Annotated in this window: 15 protein-coding genes and 1 pseudogene; 5 read left to right on the forward strand and 11 right to left on the reverse strand. The window is 68.4% G+C overall.

Annotated features, from left to right (window positions below; translation table 11 throughout):
• Positions 1-81: 81 nt before the first annotated feature.
• On the reverse strand, positions 82-909 hold the full coding sequence (locus ACFYO1_RS19255) for a TatD family hydrolase (RefSeq protein WP_387232519.1): 828 nt from the start codon (positions 907-909) through the stop codon (positions 82-84).
• Positions 910-956: 47 nt separating this feature from the next.
• On the opposite strand from ACFYO1_RS19255, the gene metG reads away from it, so the two are divergent.
• Positions 957-2,555 (forward strand): methionine--tRNA ligase, encoded by a 1,599-nt coding sequence (metG, locus tag ACFYO1_RS19260; protein WP_387232521.1) that lies wholly within the window; start codon positions 957-959, stop codon positions 2,553-2,555.
• A gap of 105 nt (positions 2,556-2,660) precedes the next feature.
• The gene (locus ACFYO1_RS19265) at positions 2,661-3,329 is read left to right on the forward strand and encodes a TetR/AcrR family transcriptional regulator (protein WP_387232524.1); all 669 of its coding nucleotides are present in this window, start codon (positions 2,661-2,663) and stop codon (positions 3,327-3,329) included.
• Positions 3,330-3,541: 212 nt separating this feature from the next.
• Here ACFYO1_RS19265 and ACFYO1_RS19270 read toward each other — a convergent pair.
• A pseudogene (locus tag ACFYO1_RS19270) lies at positions 3,542-4,293 on the reverse strand (isocitrate lyase/phosphoenolpyruvate mutase family protein).
• A 56-nt stretch (positions 4,294-4,349) separates the two neighbouring features.
• The gene (gene rsmI / locus ACFYO1_RS19275) at positions 4,350-5,210 is read right to left on the reverse strand and encodes a 16S rRNA (cytidine(1402)-2'-O)-methyltransferase (protein WP_387232527.1); all 861 of its coding nucleotides are present in this window, start codon (positions 5,208-5,210) and stop codon (positions 4,350-4,352) included.
• Positions 5,211-5,457: 247 nt separating this feature from the next.
• Between rsmI and ACFYO1_RS19280 the strand changes: the two genes are divergently transcribed.
• Complete coding sequence (locus ACFYO1_RS19280) at positions 5,458-7,080, forward strand: dolichyl-phosphate-mannose--protein mannosyltransferase (protein ID WP_387232530.1); 1,623 nt, start codon at positions 5,458-5,460, stop codon at positions 7,078-7,080.
• Here ACFYO1_RS19280 and ACFYO1_RS19285 read toward each other — a convergent pair.
• A complete protein-coding gene (locus ACFYO1_RS19285; RefSeq protein WP_135237604.1) occupies positions 7,077-7,436 on the reverse strand; it encodes a GntR family transcriptional regulator in 360 nt (119 codons plus the stop codon). The genes ACFYO1_RS19280 and ACFYO1_RS19285 overlap by 4 nt on opposite strands.
• Positions 7,437-7,443: 7 nt before the next feature.
• Positions 7,444-8,742, reverse strand: a complete 1,299-nt coding sequence (arcA, locus tag ACFYO1_RS19290; protein ID WP_387232533.1) for an arginine deiminase — start codon at positions 8,740-8,742, stop codon at positions 7,444-7,446.
• A gap of 173 nt (positions 8,743-8,915) precedes the next feature.
• Here arcA and soxR point away from each other — a divergent pair, with 173 nt between their 5' ends.
• The gene (gene soxR, locus ACFYO1_RS19295; protein WP_387232536.1) at positions 8,916-9,401 is read left to right on the forward strand and encodes a redox-sensitive transcriptional activator SoxR; all 486 of its coding nucleotides are present in this window, start codon (positions 8,916-8,918) and stop codon (positions 9,399-9,401) included.
• On the opposite strand, the gene ACFYO1_RS19300 is transcribed toward soxR, so the two are convergent.
• The 6 genes from ACFYO1_RS19300 to ACFYO1_RS19325 form a co-directional block, all read right to left on the reverse strand.
• A complete protein-coding gene (locus tag ACFYO1_RS19300) occupies positions 9,370-10,194 on the reverse strand; it encodes an SDR family oxidoreductase (RefSeq protein WP_387232539.1) in 825 nt (274 codons plus the stop codon). The two genes, soxR and ACFYO1_RS19300, sit on opposite strands and share 32 nt — an antisense overlap.
• 106 nt (positions 10,195-10,300) lie before the next feature.
• Complete coding sequence (locus tag ACFYO1_RS19305) at positions 10,301-11,428, reverse strand: glycosyltransferase (RefSeq protein ID WP_387232542.1); 1,128 nt, start codon at positions 11,426-11,428, stop codon at positions 10,301-10,303.
• 91 nt (positions 11,429-11,519) lie between these two features.
• Positions 11,520-12,530, reverse strand: a complete 1,011-nt coding sequence (locus ACFYO1_RS19310) for a GAF domain-containing protein (RefSeq protein WP_387232546.1) — start codon at positions 12,528-12,530, stop codon at positions 11,520-11,522.
• Positions 12,527-14,368 (reverse strand): putative bifunctional diguanylate cyclase/phosphodiesterase, encoded by a 1,842-nt coding sequence (locus ACFYO1_RS19315; RefSeq protein ID WP_387235228.1) that lies wholly within the window; start codon positions 14,366-14,368, stop codon positions 12,527-12,529. The genes ACFYO1_RS19310 and ACFYO1_RS19315 overlap by 4 nt, the downstream gene beginning before the upstream one ends.
• Positions 14,369-15,125: 757 nt before the next feature.
• A complete protein-coding gene (locus ACFYO1_RS19320) occupies positions 15,126-15,560 on the reverse strand; it encodes an effector binding domain-containing protein (protein ID WP_387232549.1) in 435 nt (144 codons plus the stop codon).
• Positions 15,557-16,000, reverse strand: coding sequence for a GyrI-like domain-containing protein (locus tag ACFYO1_RS19325; protein WP_040738955.1), 444 nt, complete (start codon positions 15,998-16,000; stop codon positions 15,557-15,559). Before ACFYO1_RS19325 ends, ACFYO1_RS19320 begins: the two co-directional genes overlap by 4 nt.
• A 258-nt stretch (positions 16,001-16,258) precedes the next feature.
• Between ACFYO1_RS19325 and ACFYO1_RS19330 the strand changes: the two genes are divergently transcribed.
• A complete protein-coding gene (locus tag ACFYO1_RS19330) occupies positions 16,259-17,551 on the forward strand; it encodes a M20 family metallopeptidase (protein WP_387232552.1) in 1,293 nt (430 codons plus the stop codon).

Genomic DNA, 17,551 nt, shown 5'->3' on the forward strand with positions numbered 1-17,551 from the left:
ACCGATCGATGTGACCTAGGACACACAGGGCATATCCAGTCCCCTTGCGGGTACTCCGATTGCCCGGAAATAGCGGATTTGTCAGATTCCGTACACGCGCCGCGCGTTCGCCGTGGTGATCTTCGCCAATTCGGCCGCGTCCTGTTCGCGTAGTTCCGCTAAAGCGCGAACGGTGTACGGCAGGCAATACGATTCGTTGGGCGCACCACGGAATGGATGCGGCGTCAAATAGGGCGCGTCCGTTTCGACCAGAATCAGCTCGTCGGGCACGACTTTCGCGGCCTCACGCAACTCGTGCGCATTCTTGAAACTCACGGTGCCGGAAAAACTCAGTACATAGCCCTCGGCCACGCAGGCCAGCGCCATGGTGGTGTCGGAGGAGAAGCAATGGAAGATCACCGTGTCCGGCGCGCCCTCGTCCAGCAGCACGGTCAGCAAATCGTGATCGGCCTCGCGGTTGTGGATCATCAGCGGCTTGCGCAGCCGCTTCGCCAGGTCGATGTGCCAGCGGAAACCCTCGATCTGGGTCTCGATGTCGGCGCAGCCGTCGAGCTTGCCGGGCCAGTAGTAGTCCAGGCCGGTCTCGCCGATCGCGACCACGCGCGGGTCGGCGCCGAGGCGTTCGAGCTCGGCCTTCGCCACCTCGTCCAGCGCGTTGGCCCGGGTCGGGTGCAGCGCGACGGCGGCGTAGACCCGGGAGTCCCAATGCGCGGCCCGCACGGCCCACTGCGCGGCGGCGAGGTCGTCGGCCACGGTGACCACCTGGCCGACACCCACCGACGCGGCGCGGTCGACGATCACGGCGATGGAGGCCGCGTCCGTCGCACCGCAGGCATCGAGGTGGGTGTGCGCGTCGATGATCGGGGCGAGCGGCTCGGGCAGGGCCGGCGCGGGACGCTTGTTACTCATCGAAAACCGCCGCAGGACACGGGGGAACCGGCGGCGGGGATATTCGCGTGAGTGTAGGAAACCACGGCCATTACAGTAGACACACCATGAGCGAAGCTGACCGCCCCGCCTTCTATATCACCACGGCCATCGCATACCCGAACGGTGCGCCGCACATCGGGCATGCGTACGAGTACATCTCGGCTGACGCCATCGCCCGGTTCAAGCGGCTCGACGGGTTCGACGTCTTCTTCATGACGGGCACCGACGAGCACGGTCAGAAGATGCAGCAGGCGGCCGCGGCCGCGGGCATCCCGGTGGAGGAACTGGCCAGCCGCAACTCGGACGTGTTCGAGGCGCTGGACAAGACGCTGGACATCTCCTACGACCGGTTCATCCGGACCACCGACGAGGACCACCTGGCGGCCTGCGTCGCGCTGTGGGAGCGGATGCTCGCCAACGGCGACATCTATCTCGGCAACTACTCCGGCTGGTACTCGGTGCGCGACGAGGCCTTCTACACCGAGGAGGAGACCACGCTGCTGGAGGACGGCAGCCGGATCTCCACCGAGTCGAAGACCCCGGTCACCTGGACCGAGGAGTCGAACTTCTTCTTCAAGCTCTCCGCCTATCAGGACAAGCTGCTCGCGCTGTACGAGGAGCATCCCGAATTCATCGCGCCCGCAACGCGTCGCAATGAAATCGTCAGCTATGTCAAGGCCGGGCTGAAGGATCTGTCCATCTCGCGCACCACCTTCGACTGGGGTGTGCCGGTGCCCGGCCATCCCGAGCACGTGATGTACGTGTGGGTGGACGCGCTCACCAACTACATCACCGGCGTCGGCTACCCGGACACGGAATCGGCCACGTTCCAGAAGTTCTGGCCCGCCGACGTGCACATCATCGGCAAGGACATCACCAGGTTCCACACCGTGTACTGGCCGGCGTTCCTGCTGTCGGTGGGCGTCGAGGTGCCGAAACGCGTGTTCGTGCACGGGTTCCTGTACAACAAGGGCGAGAAGATGTCCAAGTCGGTCGGCAACGTGGTGGACCCGCTGGAGCTGGTCGAGACCTACGGCGTCGACGCGGTGCGCTTCTTCCTGCTGCGCGAGATCTCCTACGGGCAGGACGGCAGCTACAGCCACGACGCGATCGTCGGCCGGATCAACTCCGACCTGGCCAACGAGTTCGGCAACCTGGTCCAGCGCAGCACCAAACTGGTCGCGCGCGACTGCGGCGGCGTGGTGCCGACGCCGGGCGAGTTCACCGAGGCGGACCGCAAGCTGCTGGACCTGACCAACGGGCTGCTCGACCGCTGCCGCGCCGAATTCGACGCGCAGCAAATGCATCTCGCGCTGGAGGCGATCTGGCTGACCCTCGGCGAGACGAACCGGTACTTCTCCGCGCAGGCGCCCTGGGCGCTGGCCAAGTCCGGCACGCCGGAGGATCTGGCGCGCGAGGCGACGGTGCTGTACGTGACGCTCGAGGTGCTGCGCATCGTCGCGATCCTGGTGCAGCCGGTGATGCCCGCCTCGGCGAGCAAGATCCTCGATCAGCTCGGCCAGCGGGACCGCACGTTCGCCGATATCGCGACGCCGATCGTGCCGGGTGTGGCGCTGCCCGCACCGGAACCGGTGTACCCCAAGTACATCGAGCCCAAGGACTGATCCCGCCCGAATCGGCGAACATGGGCACCGACGCGTAATCCCCTGGCGCGCAGTCGCATAATGCTGGGTTACGAATACTCATGTTCGCCGAACAGGGAGAGCACCATGCGCCGAGAACAGGCGGCCGACTCGACACCCGTGCCGCAGAACAGCTTCGCCGACCGGCACCGGGCGGCGCGCGATGCCGTGCTGGTCTCGCAGCGCGGGCGGCTCATCGAGGCGATGGTCCAATGCGTCGACAGCGCTGGGTATTCCGCCACCACGCTCACCGATATCGTTGCCCGAGCACGGGTTTCGCGCAGCACGTTCTATGAGCACTTCGCGAACAAGGAAGAGTGTTTCGTCGAGGCGGTGCACACCGGCGTCGACATCGTGGAAACCCGGATCACCGAGGAACTGGCGCAGCTCACCCCGGAGGCCGGGGTGCCCGCCATGATCGAGTCGATCGTCGGCACGTTCTGCGAAACCGTCGCCACCGAACCGGATTTCGCCCGGTTGATCCTGGTCGAATCGTTCAAGGTGAATCAGGCCGCCGTCGACTATCGGGACCTGGCCGTGGACCGCTTCGCCGCGCTCTACCGCTTCTTCTACGACCGTGCCCGCCAACAGGATCCGGCCTTACCGGCGGTTCCGGACGAGCTGATCGCCCTGATCCCGGACGCGATCGGCGAGCGGACCCGCCGGGTCATCGTGTCCGAGGGGCCCGCGCACGTGCCCGCCCTGGCCCCACTGTTCGTCCAGTTCGTCCGCGCGACCCTCGGCCTCGCCGCCTGAAGGCGTTCCTCTGCTCCGGCATTCAGGTACCGAACGATCCGCCGCCGCGAATCACCTTGCACCGCAGACACATACGCCTCGGCGAGCGTAGCGGTATAGAACTCCACCCGCCCCGATCACGTCGATGATCGCAGGCGTGGCCGACGAGTGGCACGGAACAACGGCATTCGCCGAGCAGGACTCTCGATGATGTGCCACTCGTCGAGGTCCGCCTACTTCCAGCGGCCGAGCAGGCGCTCGATCTCCGCGGTGAGGGCGCGCTGCAGGAACGGACCGAAGCTGATCCGGGCCACGCCTTGATCGGCGAGCAGCGCCTTGTCGGACTTGTCGGGGAGCCCGACCATGCTGATCGGCAGCGGCAGTTCGCTGGTCAGCCTGCGCACGGCGGCATCGTCCTGCGCGCCCGCGGGGAACAGCACATCGGCACCCGCCGCGGCGGCGAGGCCGAGGCGCTCGATCGCGCGGTCCACTCGGTCTGCCTCGTCACCGTCCTGCCGCAGGAACAGATCGGTCCTGGCGTTGACCACCACGTGCACGCCGGCCGCGTCGGCGAACTGACGCAGGCCGTGCACCAGGTCGGCGTGCTCCTGCGGCGCGCGCAGTCGCTTGCCCTCGCTGTGCACGGTGTCCTCGATGTTGAGGCCGACGGCGCCCACCTCGAGCAGGCCCTCGATCAGCTGGGCCGGTTCAAGGCCGTAACCCGACTCGATGTCCACCGACACCGGCACCTCGACGGCCTCGGTGATCTGCCGGACCCGGGTGAGCAACTCGGCGAACGTCATGCCTTCGCCGTCCGCACGGCCGATCGAGTCGGCGACCGGATGACTGCCCAGGTGAGCGCCGCGAACCCGGCGTCCACCGCGACCTTCGCCGACCACGCGTCCCACACGGTGGGCAGCACGGCGGGATCACCGGGGCGGTGCAGTGCGAGGAATGCCTTGGCCTTGCCTTCGAGAGAGGTCATAGAACGATCATGCCGCGTCGTCGCAGCGCGCACCATGGCGCGCCCTCAGGGCTCGGTCAGTCGTCGCCGTCGCGGCGGGCGGTCAGCACCGCGTCGTACAGTTCGTTGCGGGAGGCGCCGTGCTCGCCGGCGACCTGCGCGCACGCGTCCTTGAGCCGGACGCCCTCGGCGGTCAGCGCCTCGACCGCCTCGACCAGGTCGGCCGGATCGGCGGATTTGGGTTGTGCGCCTTCGAGAACGACGGTGATCTCGCCGCGGGCGCCGTCGACGGCCCAGGCGGCGACCTCGGCGAGGGTGCCGCGGATCACCTCCTCGTAGGTCTTGGTCAGCTCGCGGCAGACGGCGGCGCGGCGGTCCGGGCCGAGCACCGTGACCGCGTCGGCCAGGCAGTCGGCGAGCCGGTGCGGCGCCTCGAAGAAGACGCAGGCACGTGGCTCGGTGGCCAAGGTGCGCAACCACTCCCGGCGCTGACCGCCCTTGCGCGGCGCGAAGCCGTCGAAGCAGAAACGTTCCACCGGGATGGCGGACAGGGCGAGCGCCGTGGTGACCGCGGACGGACCGGGCAGGCAGGTCACCGGAAGATCCCGCTCGGCACAGGCCGCGACCAGCCGATAGCCAGGGTCGCTGACCGACGGCATGCCCGCGTCGGTCACCAGCAGCACCGTGCGCCCGGCCTCGATATCGCCGAGCAGCGCCGGAATCCGGGCGATCTCCACATGGTCGTAGAAGCTGACCACCCGTCCGGTGATCTCCACCCCCAGCGACTTGGCCAGTGACTTGGTCCGCCGCGTGTCCTCCGCCGCGACGATGTCGGCCGACCCGAGCGCGTCGCGCAGCCGCTGCGAGGCGTCCCCGATGTCGCCCATCGGCGTCGCCGCGAGCACCAGCCTGCCCGGCCCTGTCGCCTCGTCCGTCACCGCACTCCCGTCCCGACCACGCCCGGCGCCCGCCGAACCATCGCAGCCTATCGACTTGTCCACCCGCACCTCGCGCCCGCGGCCTCGACTCGGCCCTGCGCCGACAATGGCGACACACGCTCGATTCAGCTCGCGGATTCGTGCGCGGCAGCACAACACCCGCGCGGCGGCGCGAACCCGCGGGTGTGGCGCGATCGACGGCTCACCGCTGCGGGACCTCACGGCCCGCACAGCATACGATCGGTACGTGACACAGGTGACCGACCAGCGCGCAAACGCTCCGTTCGGGGCCGTGCCCTCCTGGTCGAGCCCCGCGCCGCGGCGGCCGGCCCCCGATTTCGGCCCCACGGATACGCTGCGCGGCTGGCTGGTCACCGCGTTCCTGACCGCGATCGCCGCGGTGACGCGGTTCACCATGCTCAACTACCCGACCGACGCGGGCACCCCGGTGTTCGACGAGAAGCACTACGCGCCGCAGGGCTGGCAGATGCTCAACGGCGGCGGGGTGGAGGACAACCCCGGCTACGGGCTGGTGGTGCATCCGCCGGTCGGCAAGCAGCTCATCGCGATCGGCGAGGCCATGTTCGGCTACAACGGCTGGGGCTGGCGGTTCGCCTCCGCGATGGCGGGCACCATCCTGATCCTGCTGGTGATCCGGATCGTGCGGCGCCTGGCCAGGTCGACCTTGATCGGCGCGATCGCGGGCATCCTGCTGATCGCCGACGGCACCACCTTCGTCTCCTCGCGCATCGGCATGCTCGACATCTTCCTGGCGTTCTTCGCCACCGCGGCCTTCGGCTGCCTGATCGTCGACCGCGACGAGGTACGGGCCAGAATGGCGCGCGCCGACGCGGAAGGCCGGATCGACGAAACCCCGTGGGGCCCGCGACTAGGGGTGCGCTGGTGGCGATTCGGCGCCGGGATCCTGCTCGGATTGGCCTGCGGGACAAAATGGTCCGGCGTCTACTTCATCGTGGCCTTCGGCCTGCTCAGCGTCTGTTTCGATGTGGCGGCGCGGCGGGCGTACGGGGTCCGCAATCCGTGGTTCGGCACCGGGATCCGCGATGTCGGGCCCGCGCTGTACGCGCTGGTGCTGATTCCGCTCGGGGTGTATCTCGCCACGTACTGGGCCTGGTTCGCCAGCGAAACCGGCATCGATCGGTACATGGTCGGCAACCCGTCCGCCCCGACCGGGCCGATCGGCACCGGCGGATACTTCAGCTGGGTCCCCGACGCGTTGCGCTCACTCTGGTATTTCAGCGCCAGAGCGCTGGAATTCCATGAGGGCTTGACCAATTCGGCGGGCAACCACCACCCGTGGGAGTCCAAGCCGTGGACCTGGCCGATGGGTCTGCGGCCGATGCTCTACTACTACGCCGACAACGGCGTCACCGGCTGCGGCCAGACCCAATGCGTCAAGGCCGTCATGCTGATCGGCACTCCGGCGATCTGGTGGCTCGCGTTCCCGGTGATCGCCTGGATGTTGTGGCGCAGCGTGGTTCGCCGCGACTGGCGCTACGCCGCGGTGCTGGTCGGTTATGGCGCGGCCCTGCTGCCCTGGTTCCTGACCCTCGACCGGCAGATGTACTACTTCTACGCGGTCGCCCTCGCGCCGTTCCTGGTGATGGGCATGGCACTGGTTTTGGGCGACATCCTCGGCCCGTCGCGCCGGACAGCCGTGCCGCGCAGCCCCGTCGGCACCTATCTACCGGTCTCACCGGACGAACGCCACGCCCTCGGCCTGCTCGCGGTCTGCCTTTACCTCGCCCTGGTGATCGCCAACTTCATCTGGCTCTGGCCGATCCTCACCGCGCTGCCGATCACGCCGGGCAACTGGCACGACCATCTCTGGCTGCCCAGCTGGCGCTAACCCTCCAGCGCCGCTTTGACATAACGCAGCGCGGCGGCGTCGTCGAGTCCGAGACGACGGACCGTGGCGACGTAGGCCGTGGCGGCACGACCCGCGACATCGCGCGTCGGATCGCCCGAGGAGGCGATGAAAGATCCCTGCCTGCCCCGGGTTTCGACCACGCCGTCGGCCTCCAGCTCGCGATAGGCGCGGGCCACCGTGTTGGGGGCGAGGCCGAGTTGCGCGGCGAGCGCGCGCACGGTGGGGATCTTGGTGCCCGCGGTCAGCTCGCCGGAGCGCACCTTGGCGATGATCCCCATGCGTAGCTGCTCGTAGGGCGGGACGGCCGACTCGTGCGACACGGTGATGTTGAACATGACTGGATCACAACTCATCCCGGGAGAGTGGACAGGACAGGCAACGGGGTCCGCCTCGACCGGAACCCAATTCGGAGCCGGGAATGCGCAGCACCTCGATGCCGGCGTCTTCCAGGCGCGCGTTGGTCATCTCGTTGCGCTCGTAGGCGGCGACCACGCCCGGCGCCAGCGCCAGCGTGTTGTTGCCGTCGTCCCACTGCTCGCGTTCGGCGGTGACGCCGTCCAGCCCGGTATCGATCACCCGGAGCTTGTCGATGCCCATCGCCTTGGCCGCGGCGACCAGGAACGGATCGGGTCCGCTCATCGCCACCCGGCCGTCGCCGTCGCGCGCGCTGTAGTCGTCCTCGCGTTCGATGGTGAACGCGCACAACGAGTCCCGCACCGCCGGGTACATCACCAGCGCGTCGCTGTCGACCATCGTGCAGACGGTGTCCAGGTGCATGGTCGCCCGGCTCTGCGCGATCGGGACGACCAGCACGGTGTGCGCGAGATCGTCGTCGAACAGGCTGCGCGCCAACGCCTCCGCGCCCGCGGGCGAGGTGCGCTCGCCGACGCCGACCGCGACCACGCCGGGCGCGAGCAGCAGCACGTCGCCGCCCTCGATCGGCGCGGTATGCGATTCGTAGGCGCGGCGCACGCCGAGAAACCGCGGATGGAAGGCGTAGATCAGATCGGTGAGCGAGGTCTCCCGGATCCGCGCGGGCAGGGCCAGCGAGGTGATCGCCACCCTCGGCCCGATCCAGAACGAGGAGTCCCTGGTGAACAGCAGGTTGGGCAGCGGGTCGATGACGAAATCCGCGCCGTGGTGCATCCGCCGCACCAGCGAGGTGGCGTCCGGCCCGAACGGCAGCTCGTCGAAGGTCATGCCGGCCATCAGGATGTTGGCCAGGTCCCTGGCCCGCACGCCGCGCAGGAACGCGGCGAGCTGGTCGGCCAGCGAATGCCCGAGCCTGCGCGCGTCCACCGCGGCGGAAATGCCCTGGATCCGGGCCGCGCCGCTCACCGCGAGGGTCTCGGCGAGCAGGTCGGCCAGCAGCAGCACCTCGACCCCGCGCTCGCGCAGCACCCCGGTGAACGCGTCGTGTTCCTGTTGCGCCCGCTCCACCCAGGGAATGCCGTCGAACAGCAGTTGATCGTTGTTGCGCGGGGTGAGCCTGCGCAGTTCGTCGCCCGGCCGATGCAGCAGCACCGTACGCAACGTGCCGACCTCGGAGGTCACCGTCAACCGCGTGCCCGGACTGTCGGGGTCCAGCCCGTCCGCGTCCGAGTCCTCTCCGTGCCGCGCGGGCACAGCGTCTGCTCCCATGCTCAGACCGTAGTTCGCCGCGGCCTCGAGAGCACGTAATTCGAGCCTTCGTTGCCGTCTTGCCGTGTGTGAGCTCGCTCGCCGGGCCGCTTCGGCCGACTTGCCGAAGCGGTCCGTTTCCGCCCCAGCTCACCCTAACCTCAAGTATTGTTGAGGAGAATGGAGGAGCGTGCATGTCGACAGCCGATTGGCGAGCGAAGGAGCTGACCCCCGGGCAGCTTTCCGAGCGTAGTGGAGTAGCGGTTTCCGCGTTGCATTTCTACGAACGCGAAGGCCTCATCAGCAGCCGCCGGACCAGCGGGAACCAACGCAGATATGCGCGCGAGACCTTACGGCGAGTCGCCTTCATCCGGATCTCGCAGCGAGTCGGCATCCCGCTCAGCGACATTCGCGACGCCCTCGATCAGCTGCCCGAAGGCCGCAACCCCACCCGCCGCGACTGGGAGACGCTGTCCACCACCTGGCGCGCGGACCTCGATGACCGCATCACTCAGCTGATTCGGTTGCGCGACAACCTGACCGGCTGCATCGGCTGCGGCTGCCTGTCGCTCGGCAGCTGCAAATTGGTCAACGAACACGACCGGCTCGGCACCGAGGGCCCCGGCGCGCGCGTGCTCGACGTGCAGCTCAACTGTTCTGCGCGGCCAGCAACCGGCTGAAGCGAGCCGAGGCGCGACGCATCACGATCTCGTAGGGCAGCGCGAACTTTCGCGCCCACCAGTAGCCGAACCGGATGTCGAAGGACGTGTAGATCAGGAACCGGTTACGGGTTACGCCGCGCAGGATCGCGGACGCCACGTGCTCCGGCGAGACGGCGTGCTTGGTGAACGACTGGGTGAGCCGCTGGATCTTCGGCGACTCCCGGTCGACGCCGATCAGCTCGACGCTGTGCACCAGTGGAGTGTCCACCGCGCCGGGCACCACCAGGTGCACCGAGATACCGTGCTGGTCCAGGTCGAACCGCAGCACCTCGGACACGCCGCGGATGCCGTACTTGCTGGCGCTGTAGGCCGCGTGCCAGGGCAGGGCGAGCAGCCCGGCCGCGGAGGAGACGTTGACCAGGGATCCGCCCTTGCCCGCGCGCACCATCGGCGGCACGAAGTTCTCGATCACATGGATCGGGCCCATCAGGTTGACGTCGACCATCCGCCGCCAGTGCTTGTGCTCCAGGTTCTCCACGGTGCCCCAGGCCGAGGTGCCCGCGACGTTCATCACGATGTCGAGGCTGCCGTGCACGTCGTGCACCTTCTCGGCGAACGCGGTGACGGCGTCGTAGTCGGTGATGTCGAAGGCCTGCGCGACCAGCACGACGCCGCCGTCGCGGCGGATGTCGGCCACCGTCTCGTCCAGCCCGGCGGCATTGATGTCGGTGAGCACCAGCTGCCCGCCCGCCTTCGCGGTGGCCACCGCGGTGGCCCGGCCTATTCCGCTCGCCGCGCCTGTGATCAGCACTTTTGCGTCTCGCACTGTATTGCGGCCCGGTCGCCCATTACCTCGCACTGCGCATCCCCATCTCGAATTGCTCGAATCGGCTCACCGCAGGGTACTCGAGCAAGGCTCAGCGGCCCAGTACGGCGAGCATTCCGGCGACCGCCCTGGGCCAGGTGTATTGCTCGGCGCGGCTGCGCGCGGCCCGCCTGCGGCCGGCCGTCGGCAGGGCGAGCACGTCGGTGACGGCCTGCGCGAACGCCGAGCCGCGATCCTCGGCAACCGCGCCGCACTCGGCGGTCACGATGTCTTTGAGCGCCGAGGAGCGGCTGGCCACCACCGGGGTGCCCGCCGCGAGCGCCTCCAGCGCGGCGAGGCCGAACGTCTCGTGCGGTCCGGGAGCCAGCGAAACATCCGCGGTGGCAAGCAGTTTCGCCACCATCGCGCGTTCGGAGATGAAGCCGGTGAAGTGCACGGCGGGAAATCCGTTGGCCAGCAAGGGCAATGCGCGCGCCCGGCGCTCCAAAGCCTCGCGTCGCGGTCCGTCGCCGGCGACCACCAGCCGAACCTCGGTGCCCGCCTTACGCAATGCCGCGACCGCCTCGATGCTGCGCTCCACCCGCTTCTCCACCGACAACCTGCCACAATGCACGAGCAGCGGATGCCCGGGCACCCCGAGGTCGGCGCGCAGCCTGCCGTCGCGCCGGCGCGGGCTGAACAGCTCCAGGTCGACGCCGAGCGGTACCAGCTCGACGTTCGGCGCGTCGATCCGGCGGAACTCCTCGCGCGCGAATTCGGTAGTGCAGACCACGATGTCGTAGTCGGCGGCGGTGCGCCCATTCGCCACATCGGCGCAGCGCCGGGCGGCCGGGCGGGGCATGAACTGGCCGAGCAACCGATCCAGGCGTTCGTGCGAGATCATCACCCCGGCCACGTCGCGCCGGCGGGCCCAGCGGCCGAAGCCGCGCAGGGTCAGCCGGTCGGAGACCTCGAGCACGTCGGGGCGCAACCCGGTGAGCACGTCGGCCACGCGGCGCGGATCGGCCGCGCGATAACCGCCGGTCCACGGAATAGCCAAGGCGGGCAAGGTTATTCGGACAACGCCGGTCGGCAGGATCTCTTCCGAACGCCGCGCGCCCGGTACGATGAGCACCACTTCGTGCCCGGCCGCGACGTATCCCTCGCCGAGGTGATGCAGGGCAGTGCGCAACCCACCCGAACGCGGGCCGTAGAAGTTCGCAAGCTGAACTATGCGCACCTCGCCGATGGTGCAGCCAGTCGGGTGATCTTCGGGACCGGTGCGCCCAACTCGATGTGAACAACCGTGAAAGACCCGGCGAACCCGCTTTTCAGGGCGCTTCCGGCCACACCCGGATCAGCCCGTGCCCGCGGTCGGCGGGCACCGGGGACAACTCGGCGCCCACCGCGATCCAGCCGGTATCGGCGAAGCGCACGCGGAACCGCAGCCGTTCGGCGGTCGCGTCGTCCGCCAGCAGATCGGTGCAGGCGGACCGGAAACCATCGAGATCGTCGGGATGCACCGCCGGGCGCTCGACGGCCCAGCGATCCAGCGGCGGGGCCGGGGTGCGGGTCCACTCGTAGATGAGACCGGAGTGCAGCCCGACGAAACCGACGCCGTCCTCGATCCGCTGCGACACCGCACGCACCATGGCCAGGTCCACCTCGGGCCGGACCGGCGCCGCGTCGGCGCATTCGCGCATCACCGCCCTGATCCGGCGGGCAGCCGGATCGGCCCTGGTCACCATCTGGAAGCAGCGCACGACACCGTCGTCACCGAGCATGTCCACCTGGCTCTGGTGCCTGCCCTCCAACGCGGCGACCATCCGGAAGTAGTCGATCCGTCCGTCGAACCGCACCATCCGCCCGAACGCTTCCGGCGGCGTCCGGATCACCCGCACCTCGGCCGGCGCGCGGGCGAAGATCAACTCCTCCAAACCCGGTCCGTGATGGGCCAATTCGGTCTCGGCCTGCCAGTCCCACGCGCCGGCCCGCGGCCGTGGCGGCGGGGGCGCATCGTCGGCGGCCACCCACACCTGCACGCCGTGTACCTCGTCGAACGCGCACCGGACGGGCACCCCGAGCACGACCAGCCCGGTCTCGCAATGGGTTACCGGCGCCGCGGTCGCGACGCAGTTCTGCACCACCTCGGCGATCCGCTGCGGCGCGGCGGCGTGCAGATCCCGGCGGACCCGCACCAGGCTCGCCCAGTCTTTGACCTTCGACCCGTCGGCCACCAGGGTCGGCTCGGTACCCGCCCCGCCGGGCGTCCGGCCCAAGGTCTCGATCAGCAACCAATCCCGTTCGGGCGGTTGGCCTTCGGTCCCCCGGCCAGCGGTCATATCCCCGCAGTACCGCGGCTGGCGCGAGGCAGATCGAGATCCAGCGGGATGCGCCCCACCGCCAGATGCGCTTCCACCTCGTCGGCGGGCATCGGCCGGGCGATCAAAAACCCTTGGGCCCGATAGCAACCGAGGCCGACCAGGGTGCGCGCGGCGACCGCGGTCTCGACGCCCTCGCCGACCACCCCGAGGCCGAACGAACCGGCAAGCCCGATAATGGATTTCACGATGGCGAGATCGTCGGTGCTGGCGCCGAGGCGTTGCACGAAGCCGCGGTCGATCTTCACCGCGTCGACCGGGAGCGCCTTCAGATGCGACAGCGAGCTGTAGCCGGTGCCGAAATCGTCGATCGCGATCTGCACGCCCATCCGCTTGAGCCCGCGCAACGTGACCTGGGTCCGGGCCAGATCCTGCACGACCACGTGTTCGGTGATCTCCAGGCAGATCGAGCTGCCGTCGATGCCGAACAGCCGCAGAATGTCCTCGATCCGTTCGACGAAGTCGAGGCTGACCAGCTGCACCGGCGAAACATTGATCCGCATCACCACATTCGCGGCCAGCCCGCGCCTGCGCCATTCGGCGAACTGCGCGCACGCCGATCTGATCACCCAGCGACCGAGCTCGCCGGCCAGATTGGTCGCCTCGGCCACGGTGACGAACGCGGCGGGCGGCAGCAGGCCTCTGGTCGGATGCAGCCAGCGGACCAGCGCCTCCAGCGCGACGATCCGGCCGGTGCGCAGGTCGACTTCCGGCTGGTAATGCAGCAGCAGCGAGCCGTCGGAGACCGCGCCGCGCAGGTTGAGCTCGACATCGTCTTGCAGTTCGAACTGGGCGCGCATGGCGTCGGTGAACACGGCGACACCGTTGCCGCCGCCCGATTTGGCCGAGAGCAGCGCGTGGTCGGCCCGGCGCAGCACGTCGGCGACCGTGGTCTCGCCGGGAATGCCGACGGCGACGCCGATGCTGGCCGCCCGGCTGACCGACTCCCCGCCGACAGTGACCCGGCGGCCGATGAGCTGCTGGATCCGGGTGCCCTCCTCCTCGGCCGCGACCGCGTCCATCGGCTTGGCCGGCACGATGACGAACTCGTCGCCGCCGAGGCGGGCGATCATGTCGTCCGGATCGAGGTGCTCGCGCAACCGCGAGGACAGCGTGCGAATGAAATTGTCGCCGGCCGTGTGCCCGAGAAAGTCGTTGAGCGCCTTGAGCCGATCGAGGTCGAGGAAGAACGCCGCCACCGGTCCGGGGCTGCCCGGCTTCAGCCGCTCGTCCATGTGCTCGAGCAGCGCGCGGCGGTTGGCCAGCCCGGTGAGGTCGTCGTGCAGCGCGATGTAGCGCAACCGTTCCTCGGCGACCACCCGCGCCTGCAACTGGGCGAACAGCGCGGCGATCGCTTTGAGCACATTGAGCTCGCGCGTGCTCCACTGGCGGTCGCCGGTCTTGATGAAGCCGAGCACGCCGGTCGACTCGCCGCGGGAGAGCAGCGGCACCGCGGCGGTGGTGACGACCGGAATGCCGGAGGCGCGGCGCATCGTCTCCTGGTAGTCGGCGAACTCCGGGGTCGGGCGGGCGATCATCGGCTCGGTCGCGTGCTCGAACGCGCGGAACACCGGATCGGCGCCCTCGAAGTAGACGACCTCGAGCGGATCCGGGTCGGGGACCTGCGGGCGGTGCGGCCACTCCGCGATCAGCAGCGACGCGCGGCGCTCCCGGTCGGTGTGCCGCACGTAACTGAAGTCGACATCGAAGTATTCGACCAGCTGGGCCAGCACCCGCTCGGTTGCCTCGGCCATGGTGGTGGCGTCGACACCCATCAGCTCGGAGGCGACCTGAGTCACCAATGAGTCGAGCGTCCGCCGAGGCACCTTGTCTCCGATCACGCTATCCACGGGTGTCCACGCCAGGCCTACGGCTTCGGGGCCGCCGGCCACGACCCCGGGCAGCGGCCGAGTCGCACAGGCATGGCACCAACGCCATGGTCTCATGCCCAGGTGTTGAGAGCAGGTCCGAGAAACGAAGCGACGTCAGTGTATCCACGCGATCCGGCAAAATCGCGGCCGGTGCGCCAAGGAGTCGCGTTTTTCGACTGCTGTCCTCACCCATGGTCACCCCACCATTCCGGGGTCGGTATCCGGTGTACGGCGCTCACGCCGGTCGACTCGAATCCGCTCGCCGTGCAATTCATCGGCAATTGCCCGTCCACACCGATTATCCCACCAGATCGGAGCGGTCGAGCGATGATCTTCCGAATCGGGGCCCGGCGGGAAATGACCTGCTACCGTCCCACCGAAGCCGCCAGCAACCCGGATCGGCGCGGCGGCGGTGCTCGCCTCGACAGCCATACTGTTCCTACTCCGTTGCTCCGCATCCTTACGCGGTCGTCGAACCGGGGCCGACATCTTCACCCGAATCCTGCTTTCCGGACGAGTTTGCCTAGGGCAGTATCCGTCATCTGGCAAGAATTGACCAGACGTCTGGTTAATCTTCCGAAAACTAGACGTGCCCCCGCAAATTCCCCCTGGTCAGAGCGCGTCTCGCGGTTGTGCAAGATACCAGAGAGACCGGTCGGTTCTAGCTCAGCTAACGAGCAGCAAGCTATACCAGGATCGAGATGAACAGCTCCACCGAATCCGGCCCCTGCCAGATCTCGATCTCTTCCCGGTAGGCCCGGGTGATCTCGGCCGACGCCGTCGCGTCGTCGACCTGAGCCCACACATCCTCCACCGGATCGTGATAGTCCCCGTTCGGCGCGAACCGCGCGTAGACGCCCTTCGGCACGCGCACCAGGACATCGCCGACCGGCACCGCCTCCGGCTCGCGGTACTCGAAACAGACCACCGCGTTGTAGTTACCCGCCGGGTCCGGCACGTACACGGTGAACATCGGCCGGTCGGCGCCCTTGCGGTCGCGCAGCCGATCCTTGAGGAACTCGATCAGGTCGCTGTTGCTGACCTTGAAACTCGGGCGCACCCTCGGCACCACCAGGCCGCCGTAGATCGCCTCGTGCCGCACTGCGATCGCATAGGTCATCGGGCGTCGACCGCCAGGTAGAGCTCGATCTTGTAGGCGTGCGGATAGCACTCGAAGTCGCCGGTGTAGGTCCGCTTGATCTGGTTGTGTTCCTCGGCGTACGCGATCTGGGTCCAGAGGTCGGTCATCACCTGCGGGAAGTTACCGACCGAGGAGAACCTGGCATAGGTGCCGCGCGGCAGCCGGGCCACCAGATGACCGCGGGTGACGTCACCGAAGGACGCGCACTCGTAGCCGACGATCTGCGTGTTGTAGGTGCCGAGCTCACCGGTGTAATCGGTATAGGCACTGGCCAGCGGACCGCCGAGCTCCTGGTGCAGCACGGTCGCCCAGGCCGCCTCCAGGTCGTGATCACGCAGCTCTCCGAGCGCACGTTTAGGGCTGCGCACCGGCAACCCGGCCACCCATGTTTCGTCCCGCTCGACGATTTCAAACTGCATGGAAAGACTCTTTCGAGATGAATCGGGGGCGAAGTCCCAGTGGAACGCATCCGGTCGGTCGGAAAGGCCATGCTATCAACACAGACCGCGTGGTCACGATCACATGTCCCCCTTGTTACCTCCCCCCGCGAGGGTCCCGAACTGGACAAATGACCGGTGGCCGTGAATCGCCCACCCCGGTTTTGCCACTCATGCATAGTTGGCATGAACCCGCGCGCTGATCACCTGGCCTCACCGGAGACACCGAACGGAGTCCTGATGAACGACAGCCCGATCCACGACGAACTGGACCGCCGCGCCGCGGCGATGGCCGATCAGGTGATCGCCTGGCGCAGGCAGCTGCATCAGCATCCCGAGTTGTCCAATCGGGAGGTGAACACCGCCGCGCTCATCGCCGGGCAGCTGCGCGCGCTGGGCCTCGACGAGGTGCGGACCGGCATCGCGGGGCACGGTGTCGTCGGCGTGTTGCGGGGCGGGCAGCCCGGCGAACGGGTGATCGCGCTGCGCGCCGATATCGACGCGCTGCCGGTGCCGGACGAATGCGGCGTCGACTTCGCCGCGCACGTGGTGGACGACGCCTATCCGGGCGGGCCGTTTCCGGTGTCGCACGCCTGCGGTCACGACTGCCACACCGCGATGTTGATGGGCGCCGCGAGTGTGCTCGCGGGTGTGCGGGACCAGCTGCCCGGAACCGTGCTGTTCGTCTTCCAGCCCGCCGAGGAGGGGCCCCCGGTGGACGAAAAGGGCGGCGCCAGAGAGATGCTCGCGCAGGGCGCGTTCGACGATCCGGTGCCGACGATGGCGTTCGGGTTCCATGTCACGCCATATCCCAAGGGCTACATCGGTTATCGCGTCGGCAATCAGTTCGGCGCGTCCTGTCTGGTGCGGATCACCGTCACCGGGCAGCAGGTGCACGGTTCGACACCGTGGATGGGCATCGATCCGATGCCCGCGGTCGGCGCCGTGCTCACCGGCGTCGGTCAGCTCTACCGGCAGGTCAGCGCGTTTCAGCCGATCACCGTGTCGATCGGGCACGTCGAGGACGTGGGGCGGTTCAACATCATCGGACGGACCGTCACACTGTGGGGCACCATCCGCTGCGCGGTGGAATCCGATATGGCCGAGGTGCAGCGACGGCTCGCCACGCTGGCCGAGCACAGCGCGCAGGCCTACAACGCGACGGCGACGGTCGACTACTTGCAGGATGTGCCCGCGGTGCACAACAAGAAGGAATGGATCGACGCCGCGCTGCCGACGTTCTGTCGTGTCGCGGGCGTCGAGCGGGTGGTGGAGACCGCGGCGACGCTCGGCTACGACGACGTCTCGGAGTTCGTCAACAAGTACGGCGGCCTGTATGTGACGCTGGGCGTACAGGACACCGAGATCGCCGGCAACGGGATGCCCGCGCCCGCACCCGGCGGGCGTGGACTGGCCATGAACCACAGCCCGCATTTCTATGCCGACGACGACACTCTCGTCACCGGCGTCCGGCTGCACGCACACGTGGCCAACGACCATCTCGGCGGCGCTCTGGTGCCGCACCTAGGCTGA

It is taken from the genome of Nocardia sp. NPDC006044 (assembly GCF_042871115.1).
Taxonomy (GTDB): domain Bacteria; phylum Actinomycetota; class Actinomycetes; order Mycobacteriales; family Mycobacteriaceae; genus Nocardia.